The organism is Dialister micraerophilus DSM 19965 (assembly GCF_000194985.1).
Classification (GTDB): domain Bacteria; phylum Bacillota; class Negativicutes; order Veillonellales; family Dialisteraceae; genus Dialister; species Dialister micraerophilus.
The window spans coordinates 717,556-733,525 of record NZ_GL878519.1 but is presented as its reverse complement, the minus strand read 5'-3'; the positions used below and the strand labels follow the sequence as shown (position 1 = coordinate 733,525).

Sequence of the window (15,970 nt, the reverse complement as noted above, 5' to 3'; positions counted from 1 at the left end):
ACCGACAATTTAATATAAATAACAAGTACACTTTATAAGGCGTGTTTTACACTTACCCTATCGAGTGTACTTTTTTTATTCCGAATAAAAAGCGAAGAGCATCACTCTTCGCCCACATAAACTATTCAACTTTTACAAAAATCAACACTTTTTATCCTCATCAGATTTATCTTCAAAATATCTGTGGGTATTTCTTAAATCCTCCGCTTCCACATCTTCGATATTGAACTTTTCCATAAATTTTTTCATCTCAAGCTCAAGAGGATCCTCACCGAAACGATTTGTGCCCTTATTACCCTTCTTGAAAAGCAAGAACAAAGAAAGAATAAAATTACACAAACCTACGATAACTAAAAATACTTCTCCGCCTTCCAAAATTGAAGAATTTACCGAATACAAAATCGTACCGACAACCACCCACACAATAGAAATAATATTTGCAAAAATCAAAGGAAAAAGCACAGTTTTCGCACTGTATCCTACATCATGCAATCTTCGTATCGTAAGAGAAAGACTTGCCCACCATGAAAAAAACACATACAAAAAAACAATCGGTATAAACAAGTACAAAATCAAATTTACATTCACCGTAAGCACCAAAAAAGCCAAAACACGTATAAATGCCGACAATGCAAACAATATCAAATTACGAATTAAAAAAGGCTTTCTGTTCAAACGTCCCTTGAAAGTAAAATACTTCTCCTTCAAAACACATAAAAATCCTTTTGAATTATTTTTTATATCCATAAACTCTCCTAAAAAAACAGTATTATAAGTATATTAATATAATATCATTCAAAAGTAAATAAAAACTCCCGCAACATTTGCTGCGGAAGTTTCGTATCAAATATCGTTATCACGATCACGCAATACACGTTTCAATATTTTACCGGTCGGATTTTTAGGAAGTTCATCAAGAGGTATAAAACGATGCGGAACCTTGAACGGTGCAAGATTTTTAAGCAAGTAACCTCTTATTTTATCCTCATCGAAAGTTTCTCCCTCTTTCATGACGATGTACGCCCAAACAGTTTCACCGCGCTTTGCATCGGGATGACCTACAACGGCACATTCTCCGACATCTTTAAGTTCATAAATACGTTCCTCGACCTCACGAGGATATACATTTTCTCCGTTTACGATAATCATATCCTTTATTCGATCGACAATGTATATATAACCTTCCTTATCCATGTACGCAATATCTCCGGTTCTGAGCCAACCGTCCTTTGTAATTGTTTCCCTTGTTTCCTTTTCACACTTCCAATAACCCTTCATTACGTTATCGCCACGTATCCAAAGTTCACCTACCACACCGGGCTTGTACGGTTTCGTATCATCATCGGTATGAATTTTTGCCTCAACTCCCGGAATTGCTTTTCCACAAGTAAGATACTTAGGCTGATCAGGCGGAAGAACCGAACAAACCGGAGAAGCTTCGGTAAGACCGTATCCCTCAATAACGGGATGTCCGTACGCCTCGAAAAATGCCTGAGCAACCGGCTGCGGTAAACAAGCACCGCCCGAAACGAAAAGACGAACGGTCTTAACCGGATCCGGATTACTCTTTCTTGCCATCAAATTGTAAATAGGCGGAACCATAAATGCGGTAGTTACCTTATATTTTTCAATCGAACGCAAAATTTCCGCAGGATTTTTAGTATTCAAAACGGTAATCGTACAACCCTGCAAAAGCGGATTTATAACGGAAAGTGTCCACCCGTAACAATGGAACATCGGCAACACGCACAAAGTATTATCCTCGGGATAATGAATTACCACCATATTTGCCTGCTGTGCATTACGAATCAAATTCTTGTGAGAAAGCATCGCACCCTTCGGCGCACCGGTAGTACCGGAAGTATAAACGAAAGTACACACATCATCCTCAGTCAAATCTGAAGGGAAATCAGGAGCCTTCGGAGATTTTTCACTGCGTGCATCGCTATCCAACACATGAATATCTACCAACTTGTTTTTTATATCAAGATTTTTATCGGAAATAACGAAAATCGCCTCCGAATCATCCAAAATATAATCAACCTCACGACCGATCAAAGAATTATTTATCGGAACGATTATCCCACCCAAACTGACAACGGCCATGTACGCATAAACGAACTCAGCACAATTACCGCAATACAAACCCACCTTATTACCCTCTCTGACACCGAGAGAATAAAGCTCATTACGATACAAATCTACAAAACGCTCCAACTCTCCGTAAGTAGCATTTGCCTTACCGCAAAAAGCTACATGATCGGGATTACCATGCTTATATATTTCATGTAAAAACATACTACACCTCTTTTTTATATTATGAAACCATTTTAACAGATATATAAAATATATACAAACAGGTACTAATTGCAGGTACTAAAACTTGAAAACCATATATGAAATATAAATATAACTGCAAAAATTCAATTACAACACACCTTTTAACAAGTACCTAAATATGTACAAAATTTATATACAAAAATAATAAAACTAACCTAATATAAATATATCAATGTACTTAATATTTATTTACGATAAAAATACTACAAATTTTAAAATATTTATTGACATTTATAAAATATCAAATGTATTATATTTACAGTAAATTGAAAAATAATTTACATAATAATTAATAAAATTGGAGGCAATTATGGGAAAATTAACATCCGGTAAAGATGATTATTTAAAAGCGATTTATCTTATAACCGAAGAACACGAAGTCGTTTCTAATAAAGAATTATCGGATATGCTTCAAGTTTCACCGCCGTCCGTAAGTGAAATGATTTCAAAATTACAAAAACAAGGGCTTATAGATTACACAGCATACAAAGGAAGCAAAATAACTAAAAAAGGAAAAAAAGAAGCCGGAAAACTTCTGAGATTTCATGCACTTTGGGAAGTATTTCTCGTAGAAAAGCTCGGATTCAAATGGAGCGGAGCTCACGAACTTGCCGAAGGACTTGAACATGAAACATCGGAAGAACTTGCAGACAAACTCTCCGAATTTTTAGGTCATCCGAAACATTCACCGCATGGAGATCCTATTCCGTACAATGACGGAGTCAGAAAAGGACTCACTCACAGAATGCTTTCCGAATGCGAAGCCGGAGAAAAAACAACAATAAGACGTATAGTCGAAGACTACGAACTTATGGACTACCTGCAGAGCAAAAAAATAAAAATAGAAATGAAAGTTGAAGTAAAAGAAAAAGCCGAATACGAAGGTCCTGTACTCTTGAAAACCGAAGACGGAAATATTTGGATAAGCTACAAAGCTGCAGAACAAATCTACGTAGACGACAAGTAAAATTTTGAAACTCAAACAGATTGTTTACCAAATGAAAAATAAGACACTCGAAAGAGTGTTTTATTTTTATATTGAATAAAAATTTATATTATTCATATTTCAAATTATATTTCTTTGTCATACCGTTCTCACCATGGTATATTTAAAGTATATAAATATTTTTTCGAGGGAAAATATGGATAACAGAAAAGAAAATTACAGAAAAAATTCATCAAAAAAATCAACGGATACAATGATTGTAAGTCGTGTACCGCCGCAAAATATCGAAGCGGAACAAGCGGTATTGGGTGCAATGCTTCTTGACCGCAACGCTGTCGTTACCGTTGAAGATATTCTTAGAAAAGAAGACTTTTATCGTGAAGCTCACGGAATTATTTACACCGCAATTTTAAACCTTGTAAACAACGGTAAAGAAGCGGACCTTTTGACAGTCGTGGAAGAACTTCGCAGAATGGGAAGACTTGAAGATGTGGGCGGAGTTTTATATGTAAACGAACTTCCCGAACACATAATCTCCACAAAAGGTATCGAACGTCATGCAGAAATAGTACAAAAAAAATCAAGACTCAGAAGACTCATAGACGCAGCCGGAATAATTGCCGATGCGGCATATATGGAAGAAGAAGATGTCGATGATATTACAGACCATGCGGAACGTTCCATACTGGAAGTTACAAGAGATGAACGTAAATCCGACTTCATACCGATTGGAGAAGCCGTACAACAAGAACTCACCGAAATCACCGAAAAATTCAGAAACAAAATAGGAATTACAGGACTTCCCACAGGATTTACAAGACTTGACGGAATGACAAGCGGATTTCAAAAAGGCGATTTCATAATAGTTGCGGCAAGACCTTCAATGGGAAAAACCGCATTCGTTCTCAATATGGCAAAAAATATGAGCCTTTCAACCGAACACAAAAAAGTCGCATTCTTCTCGCTTGAAATGTCACGTGAACAATTGGTACAACGTCTTTTATGCTCGACAGCATTGATAGACAGCCAAAAACTTCGTACCGGAAGAATTTCCACACAACAAGAATGGACAAACCTTGCAAATGCGGCAGGAGCTCTCATGGAAGCACCGTTATTTATTGACGACACACCGGGTATAACGGTAGGAGAAATGCGTTCAAAATGCAGAAGACTCAAAGCCGAACGTGGACTTGACATTATAATGATAGACTATCTCCAACTCATGCAAGCAAAAGGCAACAGAAACAACGAAAACCGTCAACAGGAAATCTCGGAAATATCCAGATCTCTGAAATCACTCGCACGTGAACTCAATGTACCGGTTATCGCACTCTCACAGCTTTCACGTGGAGTTGAATCAAGAAACGACAAAAGACCGATGCTTTCGGACCTTCGTGAATCCGGATCGCTTGAACAAGATGCCGACATGGTAACATTCCTTTATCGTGAAGCATACTACAACAAAGAAATACAAGACGGAGACCCGAAACAAAATGAAACTGAAATCATACTTTCAAAAAATCGTAACGGACCTGTCGGAACGGTAAAAATGTACTTTGCCGGACAATTCACACTTTTCTACGAACAAACGGATCAGGAAGAACCGGAAGATATGTAACATCGATAACAAAACACACTCACACGAGTGTGTTTTAATTTAAAGTTATTTTTTGTTAGAAAAACGAAATTTAAATTGACATTTTGAATACATCTGTTAGAATTATATCAAGCTTTATAAAACAAACTTTACAAAAAGAAGAGTAATCGAAGGGAATTTTTTCAGAGAGCTTCGTTTGGTGAGAGAAGTAAAAGGAACTTTGATGAAGATGGTCTTTTTCTAGGAAATGTCGATATGTAGGCATTTACGGGATCTCCCGTTACAGAGATAAAGTATGTTGGTACTTGAGAGTGGCATTTTATGCAAAATAGGTGGTAACGCGGAATAAATTTTCGTCCTTGTTGTTTTTACAATAAGGACGTTTTTTTACTTATTTTCTTAAATTCTTACTCTTAAAAAACAAAACAAAGAGGTGATAGAATAGAAATCTGTTTTAAAAATTATTTAAAGGGGGTCGATAATGTAAGAACTCGTAATTGAAATATATGTAAAAATAAAAAAAAGAATGATGAATGTTGTAAAGTTAAAAAAAATCCCGAGAAATCGGGTATTTTTTTTATGGATTTTTATTATAAAAATAAAAATTGTAAAAATCTTAATAATATAGTAAAGTAAATAATAGCGAGGTGTTTATATGAAAAAAACATTATCTATATTATTAGCAATGACAACAATTACCGCAATGACATATGCAATGCAAAACGACCTTGAACAAGGAAATGCAAGCATAAATTTAGGAATGTGGAACACAAAAGCAGACGGAAAAAACTTTTCACAAAGCGGAAAGTGGAGCTTTGACGGTGCTTTGACATACGGCTACAAAGACGGAATTGAAGCCGAACTCAGACATCATAAATTGAATACAAAAAATACAGGCGGAGATTCCAGCGAATTAAACGTACTCTACCGCTTAAGAGATGACATTACGGTATTCGGCGGACTTAATCATATATCAATGCAGGACTTCAATGCTCCAAGTCCTATAGGTGAATCTTCAAGAGCGAACAATGCACTCCAACTCGGTGTAATTGCAAAATATCCTTTAAAAAACAATATGGAAGCATATGCAAGAGGCTCATTAGGAACAAAAAAGACCGGAATTATAGAAGCCGGAGTAGATTACAACCTTGATGAAAATATAAATGTAAATGCCGGATACAGATACCTTACGACAAAAGCAAGAGAAGGAACAATGTCATATCAAGGATTTATGGCAGGCGTTTCATACAAATTCGGTACCGGTTCCCATACATCAAAAAACACATACAATGATGATGACTATTACGACTACAGTGACGATTCATACGATGACGAAAACGAACCGGAAGTGAACGAAACCGCAGTTGAAAAGAAAGAAAAACCTGAAGTTGAAAATACAACAAAAACAACTCAAGAAAAAGACTACTACATCACGAGCATAAACTTTGATGAAAACTCATCCGTATTGAAAGCCGATCAAAAAGGCAAATTGGACGATTTTGTAAAAAAGGTAAAATCTTCACCGAATAAATTTAAAATTATCGGACACATAAAAGATGACGAGGACAAAAAATCTACAAATGAAAGAGTAAGAAATATCGCTCAATATGCAGTAGACAACGGACTTGATATCGATCAATTCATCGGCCTTTCAAGAAAAGACGGTGACGTTGAAAAAACAAACCGTATAGATATATACGAACACAAATAAAAAGAAAAGTGGTACTTCAAAAGTATCACTTTTTTTATTTAAACTACACATAAAACAAAATATTTACCTTTATAACCAATCATGATAAAATAAAGTTATTCACAGATATATAAAATTTTTAAACACAAGTATACACACTGAAAAAAACAGATTTTATCGACAAATATTACATATTTTAAAAAAAATTTAAAATTTATTCACAAATATTCACAATATTTTCACAATCTTTCACACAACAGAAAGGATTTATATGAACCTTTTCACTCTATGGGGTTTTATACTCGAATACATAAAAAAGAACGACCCCCAATACTACGAAATGTTCTACAAAAAAATTTTTCCGTCACTATTGGACGAAAAAGAACTCACTATAATCACACAAGACCCGTATCTTGTAAGTTGGATAGAAGCACTCTATAAAACAAAACTTGAAACGATTATAAGTGAAAAACTTAATAAACCGATGAAAATAATAATTTTATCAAAAGAAGATCACGAAGAAAAAAAATCGGAAAAAATACCGGACTTCATGGAAGAAGAAAAACTTCCTCTTATGGACGAAGTAAAACCTTACAATCCTCCGGAAAATATACTTATAAATATACCTAAAAACTCACAAGACATAGTACTTCCAAGCATACAAAATTACTCCAAACAAACAAAAATAAAAGAAAAGCCGGTATATAAAAGTCCAAATCCGATAAATACCGAACACACATTTGAAACATTCGTTCACGGAAACTGTAACGAAATGGCATTCCAATCGGCACTGTCGGTTGCGCAAATGGCTGTAAACATGGAAGAAATGGATAAAAAAATGAATCCTCTCTTCATATACGGACCGTCAGGACTCGGAAAAACACACCTTCTCCATGCAATATGTAACTACATAAGAGAAAATGCACCGCATCTCTCATACATATTTGTATCAAGCGAAACATTTACAAACGAACTGATAGCATCAATCAAATCAAATTCAATGCCGAAATTTCGTGAAAAATACAGAAATCCTGACTACCTTCTTATAGACGACGTACAATTCTTCGGATCGAAAAACTCATCGAAAATGGAAATCTTCAACACATTCAACACACTTTTCGACAACAAAAAACACATCATACTCACAAGCGATCGTACACCAAGCGACATAGAAGAACTGGAAGACAGAATACAGACAAGATTTTCAAGCGGACTTATAGTACCGATATCTCCGCCGGACTATGAAATATGCTCGATAATTCTGGAAAAAAGAGCGGAAAAAGAGGGAATAAACATACCGTCTGAAGTCATAAATTATATAGCGGAACACATAAATACAAACGTAAGAGAACTTGACGGAGCATTCAATAAACTCGTCACATATGCAAAAGTAAAGAAAAAAGAAATAACACTCGAATTTGCAAAAGAAACACTCAAAGATCAAATTCCTTTGGAACAAAATCGTGAAATTACACCGGAAATAATCATAAATACGGTTTGCAACAAATTCAACGTAAAAAAAGAAAATCTATTGGGTAAAGGAAGACCGAAAAACATAGTAATCCCAAGACAAATAGCAATGTACCTTTGCAGAAAAGAACTCAACCTTTCATTTCCGATACTAAGAGACATATTCAAAAGAAAAGACCACTCAACAATACTGTATGCATGCGAAAGAGTAGAAAAAGACATTGCAAAAGACAACGAAACTAAAAAAATAATAGAAGAACTTTCAAACATGTTGAAAAACATTTGAAAAAAAAGCGGTTAAATTGTGAATAACTCAAGTTGACAATAAAACTGTGAATAAATTGAAAAAGAATTCAACAATTCACAAGATTTTAAACAATCCGAAAAACGCACAACAACTTATTTTCACAGACTTATTCACTTTTTCACACCATACTACTACTACTACTGTTTTATTAATAAAAAACAAAAGCGAAAGGAAAAACTATGAAAATAATATTCAAAAAACAAGACTTGATAAACTCACTTGAAACTGTACAACGTGCAGCACAATCAAAAGTTACATCAAATACAAACAACGGTTTCTTTATTGCTGCAAAGGATAATAAAGTAGAATTTCAAGCAAACGATTATATTGTAGGAATAAAAACATATTGCAACGCACAAATCGAAGAAGAAGGCATAACAGTCATTGCAGCACCTCAATTATTGTCTACAATAAGAATGATACCTTCCGAAGAAATAACTATGGAAATCAAAAAAAATGAAACACTTGTAACATTTAAAGCGGGACAATACATAGCAAAATTTCCTACAAGATTACATGACGATTTCCCTGAAATACTGAATATGCAAAATACATCGAAAGCAATACTTAAATGCAAAGACTTGGTAGAAATGACAAATCTTGTACAATACGCTGCAGCAAATGATAAGCAAAAACCTTTATTTACAGGAATTTTATTTGAAATAAAAGATAAAAAATTTATAATGGCCGCAACAAATACACATAGACTTGCGGTAAAAGAAATCGAATTGGAAGAAAATGCGAACGGAGAAGCAAGAATAATAGTTCCGGCAGCAATAATGACAGACGTTATAAAACTTCTTCCTGAAGGCGAAGATGAAAAAGTTGAAATAACATGGGCAAAAAATCATGTAGCATTTACATTCAACAATACATACTTCATCACATCACTTATCAACGGAGAATATCCGGACTATAAACGTGTAATACCGTCACATTTCGATGCAAAAGCCGAACTTTATTTAAATGAATTTATAGACGCAGTAAGATTTGTAAGTCCTATATCAAGAGACGTAAACTATCAGACAATAAACTTTTTCTTCTCCAACGACAAACTTGAAATATACGAAGAAGATCCCGATATCGGTAAATCCGACACGACAATACCTTTGAAACTTGAAGGAGAAAATATTGAAATAACATTCAACTGTACATATATAGAAGATATATTGAAACACTCGAAAGGTGAAAAAATAATACTTAACCTTATAAAAAACGGACCAATGCTTGTAGAACAGGAATCCGACAAAACATATAAGTATGTAGTAACACCTATGAGAGGAAGATAAAATGTATATAATACAAATTACGGGAGAATACATTCAATTAGATCAATTACTTAAAAAAGAAGGACTTATACAAACCGGCGGCGAAACTGCAATATTTTTAAGTGAGCATAAAGTATCCTTGAACGGTATAAAAGTATTTGAAAAAAGAAAAAAAATACGCAGCGGAGATGCACTCACCATAGACGACACCGTATATAGAATAGTCGGAGTAAATGAATGAAAATAAAGAAATTCAGACTCATACAAGTGCGTAATTTCGAAAATATAGAAATAGAAACGGATAAAAATATAACTATATTTACCGGAAAAAACGGAGCAGGTAAAACAAATCTTTTAGAGTCTGTAAATTTGGCATCATTCGGAAAATCATTTCGTACAAACAAAGACGAAGAACTTATAAAATTCGACAAAAACGAATGTACGACAATACTCACATTCAACAGCGGCAAAAGCAACCATGAAATAAAAATAAAAATTTCAAAGACAAACGGAAAGCAAATATTTTTAAATGAAAACAGAATAAAAAACAAAGACCTTGTAGGGATATTCAAAACAGTTTTATTTAATCCGGATGAAATGCAACTCATAAAAGGAAATCCTCAAAAAAGAAGAAGATTTCTCGACATGGAAATATCACAAATAAATCCGAGATACTACTATGAATGGATAAATTACAAGCGTGCGGTACAACAAAGAAATGCCGAACTTAAAAATGCACAAATAAGAGGAATAAAACCTCAAACCGACCTATGGGACATGCAAATAGCAAAAGGTGCGGCATACATAGTAAGAAAAAGAATTGAAGCAATACAAAAACTTAATGAAAGTATAGAAAAAACTGAAGAAATACTCACAAAAAATCGTGAAAATCTGAAACTTTACTACATACAAAAAGAAAGCAAAAAAAATGAAACAAACTTCGATGTAGAATGGTATATACATAAACTTTTGGAAAAAAGACAAGTAGACATAAAATTCTGTCAAACATCCGTAGGTCCGCACAGAGATGACATACTTTTTCTCTTAAATGGAAAAGACATATCGAAGTACGGATCGCAAGGACAACAAAGAACTGCAATACTTTCCATAAAACTTTCAGAAATGGAATTTATAAAAAAAGAAACCGGAGAATATCCCGTACTTCTCTTGGATGATGTAGGAAGTGAATTGGACAGAGAAAGAAAAAAAGTACTTTTCGAATATGTAAAAGAAAAAGATATACAAACAATTATGACAATGACGGAAAAACCTGCATATATAGAAGGAAAAGAAATACAAATAAAATAAACCCGCAAAAGCGGGTTTTTATTATATAAATTAAAATTTACTTCTCGGAATATACTTCAAAGCATTATTTACTTCAAAATCGCTGATATTTTGCAAAGGCTTATGAATAAGCAAAGAAAGTAAAAATTTCTTTTCATCAACGGTATCATGATTTTTAAAAATTTTATCTTTGTAACGTGAAATCAACATATTTCTTGCATCGCTGAAAGACTCGAAAGAACAAGGAAAAATTTCATTTACCTCATTGTAATTAAGATGAGGTTTTTTCTTTAAAATAATAACAATTGCATGCTTTTTCTTTCGTTCCAAAACATTTTCGCACAAAACGCAAATTTTTTTACTCGGAGGACAAAGAGCGGAACATAAAAAACAAGGAGTATATGAAGATAAAAGCTCTCCCTTTCTTATTTTGAAAAGCCCCAACATAAAATCTTTAAAAGGTTCTTTCAAATCATCATTTTTTATATGACTGTCAATCCATCTTAAAATTTGATTTTTTTCTTTTTCATCCAAATCTGCGGAATGAATGTTTTTCAATAAATTATTATTTTTATTTACTTTGTCTATTGAAAGAAAAGGTTTTCTTTTTACAAAATTTGAACCTACCACAAAACGCAAATCCGTAAAATTGAAATTATAGGGAAGAGCATTTATTTTTGAAAGTAAATCTTTTTTCAGCATGTGTAACTGATTTTTCCAAACGGAATTTGTAACCTGAATGAAAAGAACGGAATTTACGAATTTCAAAACAAAAGACTCTTTTGCAAGGAGAGAACCTGCAATATTTTCCCAAGACTTTTGTAAAATAAAAAGTTTGTAATTTTCATTATTTTTAAAAAGGGAATCCAATAAAGAAGTTTCAAAAATTTTAGAAACTTCGACTAATTTTCTATCCATAAATCCCCCTTTATGTTTCATGTGAAACTTTTATATATTTTAACATAAAAAATCATAATTCTGTTATAATGAAAGAAAGGATATTAAAAAAAAGGATATTAAAAAAAAAGGAGACAAATATGAATGAACGTATGATAAATCTCATAAACAGTTTACCGAATGAACAGAAAAAATATGTACTTGACAATTTTGCAAATAAAGAAAAAAGTTTGTTTATAGGATATTTATTATGGTTTTTCTTCGGATGTCACTATTTCTATGTAGGTAAACCTTTTGTAAATATACTTTATATTATAACAGGCGGCGGATTTTTAATATGGGCATTTTTTGATTTGTTCAGAATGAAAAGTATAATACAAAAGAAAAATGAAGAAATAATTTTAAATTTAATTTACGAATCAAAAATGTTTTACAATACTTAAACAGTTGTAAATTTTAAAAAGTGAAAAAATCGGATAAAAAAAGAATGAAAACAATAATTTCAGCGCTTTCATTCTTTTTTTTTATAAAATTTTCAAAATTTCTTTACATGCTCTTTCTATATCATTATATGTAGATTCAAAATCTCTTGTAAACCACGGATCGGCGACATTTTTATCTTCACCGACAAAAGACAGCAACTTACGTATTTTTTTATCGGGGTCACCATTTGTTATTTTCTTTACCTGATTTACATTATTTTCATCCATTACTATTAAAATATCCGCATTGTTGTAATCATCCAAAGTCATTTTTCTTGACTGACGTTTTGTATAAGGAATATTTTTTTCATCCAAAACTTCCTTTGTCGCATAATACGTGTCGTTACCTTTTTCATCATTTGTAGCGGCAAGCGAATTTATGCTTACATTTTTTATTCCTGCTTTTTTTGCCATATCTTTCAATACAAATTCAGCCATAGGCGATCTGCAAATGTTTCCATGACAAATAAAAAGTACGTTTTTCATTTAATCTCCATATCTTCAAACTTCAAATTTTGAAAATCTACAGAATTTTTATCTACATGACTTGCATCGGTTTCAACAATTTTCCAATGATTTTCATCATCGCCCTCTTCGATATACAAAGCGTACTGCCCTACTATAATCAAAAAAGATGTTTTATCATTGTTTATTTTTTTTGAAACACGAAAATCTCCGTTACTTACATTGTAAGTTTTTTTCCATACACTTACACCGTTTTGATGGATATTTATCGTCATTTTATTTCCAACACGTTCCATGTCGAATTGTGTAAGTTTATCCATATCGTCTTTCATTATGAAAGTGGAAGTTTCACGATCCGTACTTACATCGGAAATTTTTTTCGATGTGTATGTCATTTCCTTTGAAATATTTATATTTCCGGCTTTCAATGTAAAAGGAATTGTTGTAAGTGCGAGTAAACAAAAAAATATTTTTGTATATTTGTTCATGATTTAATCCTTTTTAGATTTTTCGTTATTTTTTAAAAATTTATAATGAACTGCTTCATCGTGAAGAACATTTTCCCATGAATCAGTTGCGACCATTTCTCCTTCTTCATCTATGAAATATCGTTTCGAAGGGATTAATCTTCCTGTTTTCAAGAAATTCGGAGCGGTAAAACCTTTACCTATAACATCTGTCGCATCAATTATGAAAATAAATGCGTTTTTATCCACATCTTCCACTAATTTACGTAATTTGCTTATCTGTGTCAAGGAAATAATTGAAAAAACGATTTGCTTTTCACGTCCGCTGAACGTACCTTGACCGTAAAGAAGGGTTGCACCGTGATGGATATTTCTCAAAATAGTATCTGAAACTTCAAGAGGATAATCTGAAACTATAAATGCCGCTTTGCGTTTTGCAAAACCTAAAACAACACGATTTGCAAACATTGCATTCAAGTACATTGCAATGAGAGTGCATACCGCCGGTTCGATTTGAAATATGAACATGCTCGATAAAATTATCAAAATATTTATACATAAAACAACATTTCCTATTTCTATATTGTAATATTTTTTTATCATTGCACCGATAATATCAAGTCCGCCTGTAGAACTTCCGTAACGATAAAGAAGACCCATGGACGAACCTATAATAAAAGCACCTGCAATTGCCGAAACTATAGGAGTATGAACAGGAACAATTTTTGAAAGTGAAACCGTAAGATCCAAAAAACCTGAACAAAGAACTGTACTTATAATTGCAAAGAGCGTGTACCTTTTACCCATGTACCTGTAAGATAAAAAAAGCAAAGGTATATTTGCAAGTAAATTAGTAAGACCGATAGGAAAACCTGTAAGATAGTACAAAATCATTGCAATACCGGTAAAACCGCCTGACAAAAATTTATGTGGTAACATAAACGTATTCAAACCGATTGCATAGACAAAAGTACCTATTAAAGTCACTAAAAACTGTATAAAAAAACTTTTTTTATCAAATGTTTTAATTTTTTTTGATCGAGTAGGCATAAATCCTCCTGAAAATAAAAAATTTAAGCAACCTATATTATACAACGTTTAAAATAAAAAATCTTCTTTATGTATTATGTATGTAATATATCCATATGGTAAAATAAAAAGTGTTTTATGAAGAAGTATTAATAAAAGAGGTGAAACCTTGAACTTCGGCAAAATCGGAAAAATTGCAAGCAAAAATAATGATATGTTCAACCATTTAAATACCAAGATAATTATAGAAATGGTTTTGAAAGGTGCAATTGTAGGACTTTTCGGAGGTATCGGAGGAGCAACATTCAGATACGGAATACAATTCATGGATAGTTTCCGTGAAAATTTGATGAGTTATACAGACGTGACATCTGTAATTTTATGGATAATACTCGTTTCATTTTTAGGAATAATTGCATACTTTCTCTTGAAATGGGAACCGATGTCGGGAGGATCCGGAATACCGCAAATCGAAGGTGAAATGATGGGACTTTTCGACATGCGTGCAGTTCCGGTAGCGGTATCGAAATACCTCGGAGGACTTTTCAATGCACTTGCCGGTTTTTCACTCGGACGTGAAGGACCGTCAGTACAACTGGGCGGAGCGATAGGAAAAGGAGTATCCAAATTATTCAAATCCACACTGCGTGAAGAAAGAATTCTGATATCGGCAGGAGCCGCCGCAGGACTTACAGCGGCATTTTCGGCACCTGTATCGGGAGCTGTATTCGTATTTGAAGAAGTACACAAAAGTTTCTATCCTAAACTTGTAATACCGACATTTTCGGCGGTACTTGTATCAAACTTCGTTACAAGTGTAATATTCGACCTTAAACCCTCACTGGGATTTTCCGTAATGAAAGGACTCCCCTTATACTATTTCGGGCACCTTCTGCTTTTAGGAGTATTCGTAGGAATAGTCGGAGTAATATTCAATAAAGTATTACTTGGATACAAAACACTCTACAATAAAATAAAAATACACAATGCAATAAAACTTGTAATAACATTTATAGCAGTATCGGCAATAGGATACTCATACCATGAACTTTTGGGCGGAGGAAACTCGCTTGTAGGAATGCTCGCACAACACAGATATGCCGCAATGTACCTCTTTATGATAATCTGCGGAAAAATTTTTCTTACATCATTCTGTTTCGGCAGCGGAGTACAAGGAGGAATATTTCTTCCGATACTCGTTATAGGAGCATCATCCGGAGCATTCATGCAAGAAATAATGCTTACACTCGGAATGAGCCTTCCGCAATACCTTCCGCAAATAGTAATATGTGCAATGGGCGGAATACTTGCGTCCACAATCAGATCGCCATTGCTTTCGATACTTCTCGTACTTGAAATGACAAACAGCTTCAACAACATATACGCAATAGGAACGGTAACAATAGTATCCTACCTTGTAGCGGAACTCTTGAAAGAACCGCCCGTATACGACTCGCTGCTTTGGAGAATGATAAAAGGAGTAGTACCGACATCACTTGAACAAACATTCTTTGAAACGAAAATACCGGTCACAAGCACAAAAACAGGTAAAAAACTCAAAGAACTCGGTATACCTCAACACATACTCATAGTAAGCATAGAAAGACTCGGAGCACACATAGTACCGGACGCAAATACGACACTGCAAGTAGGAGACTCGCTATCGGTATCATGTCCGAAAAAAAGCACTCAAAGAAACAAAGAAATTTTTTAAAACATAATAGA

15 protein-coding genes and 1 other annotated feature are annotated in these 15,970 nt (G+C 33.7%); of the genes, 9 read left to right on the top strand and 6 right to left on the bottom strand.

Annotated features, from left to right (window positions below; genetic code table 11):
* Positions 1–141 precede the first annotated feature (141 nt).
* A complete protein-coding gene (locus HMPREF9083_RS03445) occupies positions 142–747 on the bottom strand; it encodes a DUF805 domain-containing protein (RefSeq protein WP_007556014.1) in 606 nt (201 codons plus the stop codon).
* Between the two features lie 96 nt (positions 748–843).
* Complete coding sequence (locus HMPREF9083_RS03440) at positions 844–2,298, bottom strand: class I adenylate-forming enzyme family protein (RefSeq protein ID WP_007556013.1); 1,455 nt, start codon at positions 2,296–2,298, stop codon at positions 844–846.
* Between the two features lie 352 nt (positions 2,299–2,650).
* Here HMPREF9083_RS03440 and HMPREF9083_RS03435 point away from each other — a divergent pair, with 352 nt between their 5' ends.
* The 7 genes from HMPREF9083_RS03435 to recF all read left to right on the top strand — a co-directional run bounded on the left by HMPREF9083_RS03435 (position 2,651) and on the right by recF (position 10,926).
* Entirely contained in the window at positions 2,651–3,307 is a 657-nt protein-coding gene (locus HMPREF9083_RS03435; RefSeq protein WP_007554820.1) for a metal-dependent transcriptional regulator, read from the top strand.
* A gap of 175 nt (positions 3,308–3,482) precedes the next feature.
* Positions 3,483–4,904, top strand: a complete 1,422-nt coding sequence (gene dnaB, locus HMPREF9083_RS03430; RefSeq protein WP_174249864.1) for a replicative DNA helicase — start codon at positions 3,483–3,485, stop codon at positions 4,902–4,904.
* 120 nt (positions 4,905–5,024) lie between these two features.
* Positions 5,025–5,247 (top strand) — a binding site (T-box leader).
* Between the two features lie 291 nt (positions 5,248–5,538).
* Positions 5,539–6,594 carry an outer membrane beta-barrel protein gene (locus HMPREF9083_RS03425; RefSeq protein WP_007556011.1) on the top strand — a complete coding sequence of 352 codons (1,056 nt, stop codon included), beginning with the start codon at positions 5,539–5,541 and terminating at the stop codon, positions 6,592–6,594.
* 250 nt (positions 6,595–6,844) lie between these two features.
* The gene (dnaA, locus tag HMPREF9083_RS03420; RefSeq protein ID WP_007556010.1) at positions 6,845–8,329 is read left to right on the top strand and encodes a chromosomal replication initiator protein DnaA; all 1,485 of its coding nucleotides are present in this window, start codon (positions 6,845–6,847) and stop codon (positions 8,327–8,329) included.
* Positions 8,330–8,529: 200 nt separating this feature from the next.
* Positions 8,530–9,639: a DNA polymerase III subunit beta gene (gene dnaN, locus HMPREF9083_RS03415; RefSeq protein ID WP_007556009.1), complete on the top strand. Its 1,110-nt coding sequence runs from the start codon at positions 8,530–8,532 to the stop codon at positions 9,637–9,639.
* Position 9,640: 1 nt separating this feature from the next.
* A complete protein-coding gene (locus HMPREF9083_RS03410) occupies positions 9,641–9,859 on the top strand; it encodes an RNA-binding S4 domain-containing protein (RefSeq protein WP_007556008.1) in 219 nt (72 codons plus the stop codon).
* The gene (gene recF, locus HMPREF9083_RS03405; protein ID WP_007556007.1) at positions 9,856–10,926 is read left to right on the top strand and encodes a DNA replication/repair protein RecF; all 1,071 of its coding nucleotides are present in this window, start codon (positions 9,856–9,858) and stop codon (positions 10,924–10,926) included. The genes HMPREF9083_RS03410 and recF overlap by 4 nt, the downstream gene beginning before the upstream one ends.
* A 30-nt stretch (positions 10,927–10,956) precedes the next feature.
* Here recF and HMPREF9083_RS03400 read toward each other — a convergent pair whose 3' ends face one another.
* Positions 10,957–11,823 (bottom strand): DciA family protein, encoded by an 867-nt coding sequence (locus HMPREF9083_RS03400; protein ID WP_155800595.1) that lies wholly within the window; start codon positions 11,821–11,823, stop codon positions 10,957–10,959.
* A 119-nt stretch (positions 11,824–11,942) separates the two neighbouring features.
* Between HMPREF9083_RS03400 and HMPREF9083_RS03395 the strand changes: the two genes are divergently transcribed.
* On the top strand, positions 11,943–12,245 hold the full coding sequence (locus tag HMPREF9083_RS03395; RefSeq protein WP_035062648.1) for a TM2 domain-containing protein: 303 nt from the start codon (positions 11,943–11,945) through the stop codon (positions 12,243–12,245).
* Positions 12,246–12,326: 81 nt separating this feature from the next.
* Here HMPREF9083_RS03395 and HMPREF9083_RS03390 read toward each other — a convergent pair whose 3' ends face one another.
* Genes HMPREF9083_RS03390 through HMPREF9083_RS03380 form a run of 3 tightly spaced genes read right to left on the bottom strand, consistent with a single transcriptional unit; the run spans position 12,327 to position 14,266 of the window.
* The gene (locus HMPREF9083_RS03390) at positions 12,327–12,770 is read right to left on the bottom strand and encodes a low molecular weight protein-tyrosine-phosphatase (RefSeq protein ID WP_007556004.1); all 444 of its coding nucleotides are present in this window, start codon (positions 12,768–12,770) and stop codon (positions 12,327–12,329) included.
* Positions 12,767–13,237, bottom strand: coding sequence for a hypothetical protein (locus HMPREF9083_RS03385; protein WP_007556003.1), 471 nt, complete (start codon positions 13,235–13,237; stop codon positions 12,767–12,769). Before HMPREF9083_RS03385 ends, HMPREF9083_RS03390 begins: the two co-directional genes overlap by 4 nt.
* 3 nt (positions 13,238–13,240) lie before the next feature.
* Complete coding sequence (locus tag HMPREF9083_RS03380) at positions 13,241–14,266, bottom strand: YitT family protein (protein ID WP_007556002.1); 1,026 nt, start codon at positions 14,264–14,266, stop codon at positions 13,241–13,243.
* 148 nt (positions 14,267–14,414) lie between these two features.
* On the opposite strand from HMPREF9083_RS03380, the gene HMPREF9083_RS03375 reads away from it, so the two are divergent.
* Positions 14,415–15,959, top strand: a complete 1,545-nt coding sequence (locus HMPREF9083_RS03375) for a ClC family H(+)/Cl(-) exchange transporter (RefSeq protein ID WP_007556001.1) — start codon at positions 14,415–14,417, stop codon at positions 15,957–15,959.
* The last annotated feature ends 11 nt before the right edge of the window (positions 15,960–15,970 follow it).

Coding starts and splice junctions, on each gene's coding strand:
- HMPREF9083_RS03445 (WP_007556014.1), bottom strand. CDS start 747: ATGGATATAAAAAATAATTCAAAAGGATTTTTATGTGTTTTGAAGGAG.
- HMPREF9083_RS03440 (WP_007556013.1), bottom strand. CDS start 2,298: ATGTTTTTACATGAAATATATAAGCATGGTAATCCCGATCATGTAGCT.
- HMPREF9083_RS03435 (WP_007554820.1), top strand. CDS start 2,651: ATGGGAAAATTAACATCCGGTAAAGATGATTATTTAAAAGCGATTTAT.
- dnaB (WP_174249864.1), top strand. CDS start 3,483: ATGGATAACAGAAAAGAAAATTACAGAAAAAATTCATCAAAAAAATCA.
- HMPREF9083_RS03425 (WP_007556011.1), top strand. CDS start 5,539: ATGAAAAAAACATTATCTATATTATTAGCAATGACAACAATTACCGCA.
- dnaA (WP_007556010.1), top strand. CDS start 6,845: ATGAACCTTTTCACTCTATGGGGTTTTATACTCGAATACATAAAAAAG.
- dnaN (WP_007556009.1), top strand. CDS start 8,530: ATGAAAATAATATTCAAAAAACAAGACTTGATAAACTCACTTGAAACT.
- HMPREF9083_RS03410 (WP_007556008.1), top strand. CDS start 9,641: ATGTATATAATACAAATTACGGGAGAATACATTCAATTAGATCAATTA.
- recF (WP_007556007.1), top strand. CDS start 9,856: ATGAAAATAAAGAAATTCAGACTCATACAAGTGCGTAATTTCGAAAAT.
- HMPREF9083_RS03400 (WP_155800595.1), bottom strand. CDS start 11,823: ATGGATAGAAAATTAGTCGAAGTTTCTAAAATTTTTGAAACTTCTTTA.
- HMPREF9083_RS03395 (WP_035062648.1), top strand. CDS start 11,943: ATGAATGAACGTATGATAAATCTCATAAACAGTTTACCGAATGAACAG.
- HMPREF9083_RS03390 (WP_007556004.1), bottom strand. CDS start 12,770: ATGAAAAACGTACTTTTTATTTGTCATGGAAACATTTGCAGATCGCCT.
- HMPREF9083_RS03385 (WP_007556003.1), bottom strand. CDS start 13,237: ATGAACAAATATACAAAAATATTTTTTTGTTTACTCGCACTTACAACA.
- HMPREF9083_RS03380 (WP_007556002.1), bottom strand. CDS start 14,266: ATGCCTACTCGATCAAAAAAAATTAAAACATTTGATAAAAAAAGTTTT.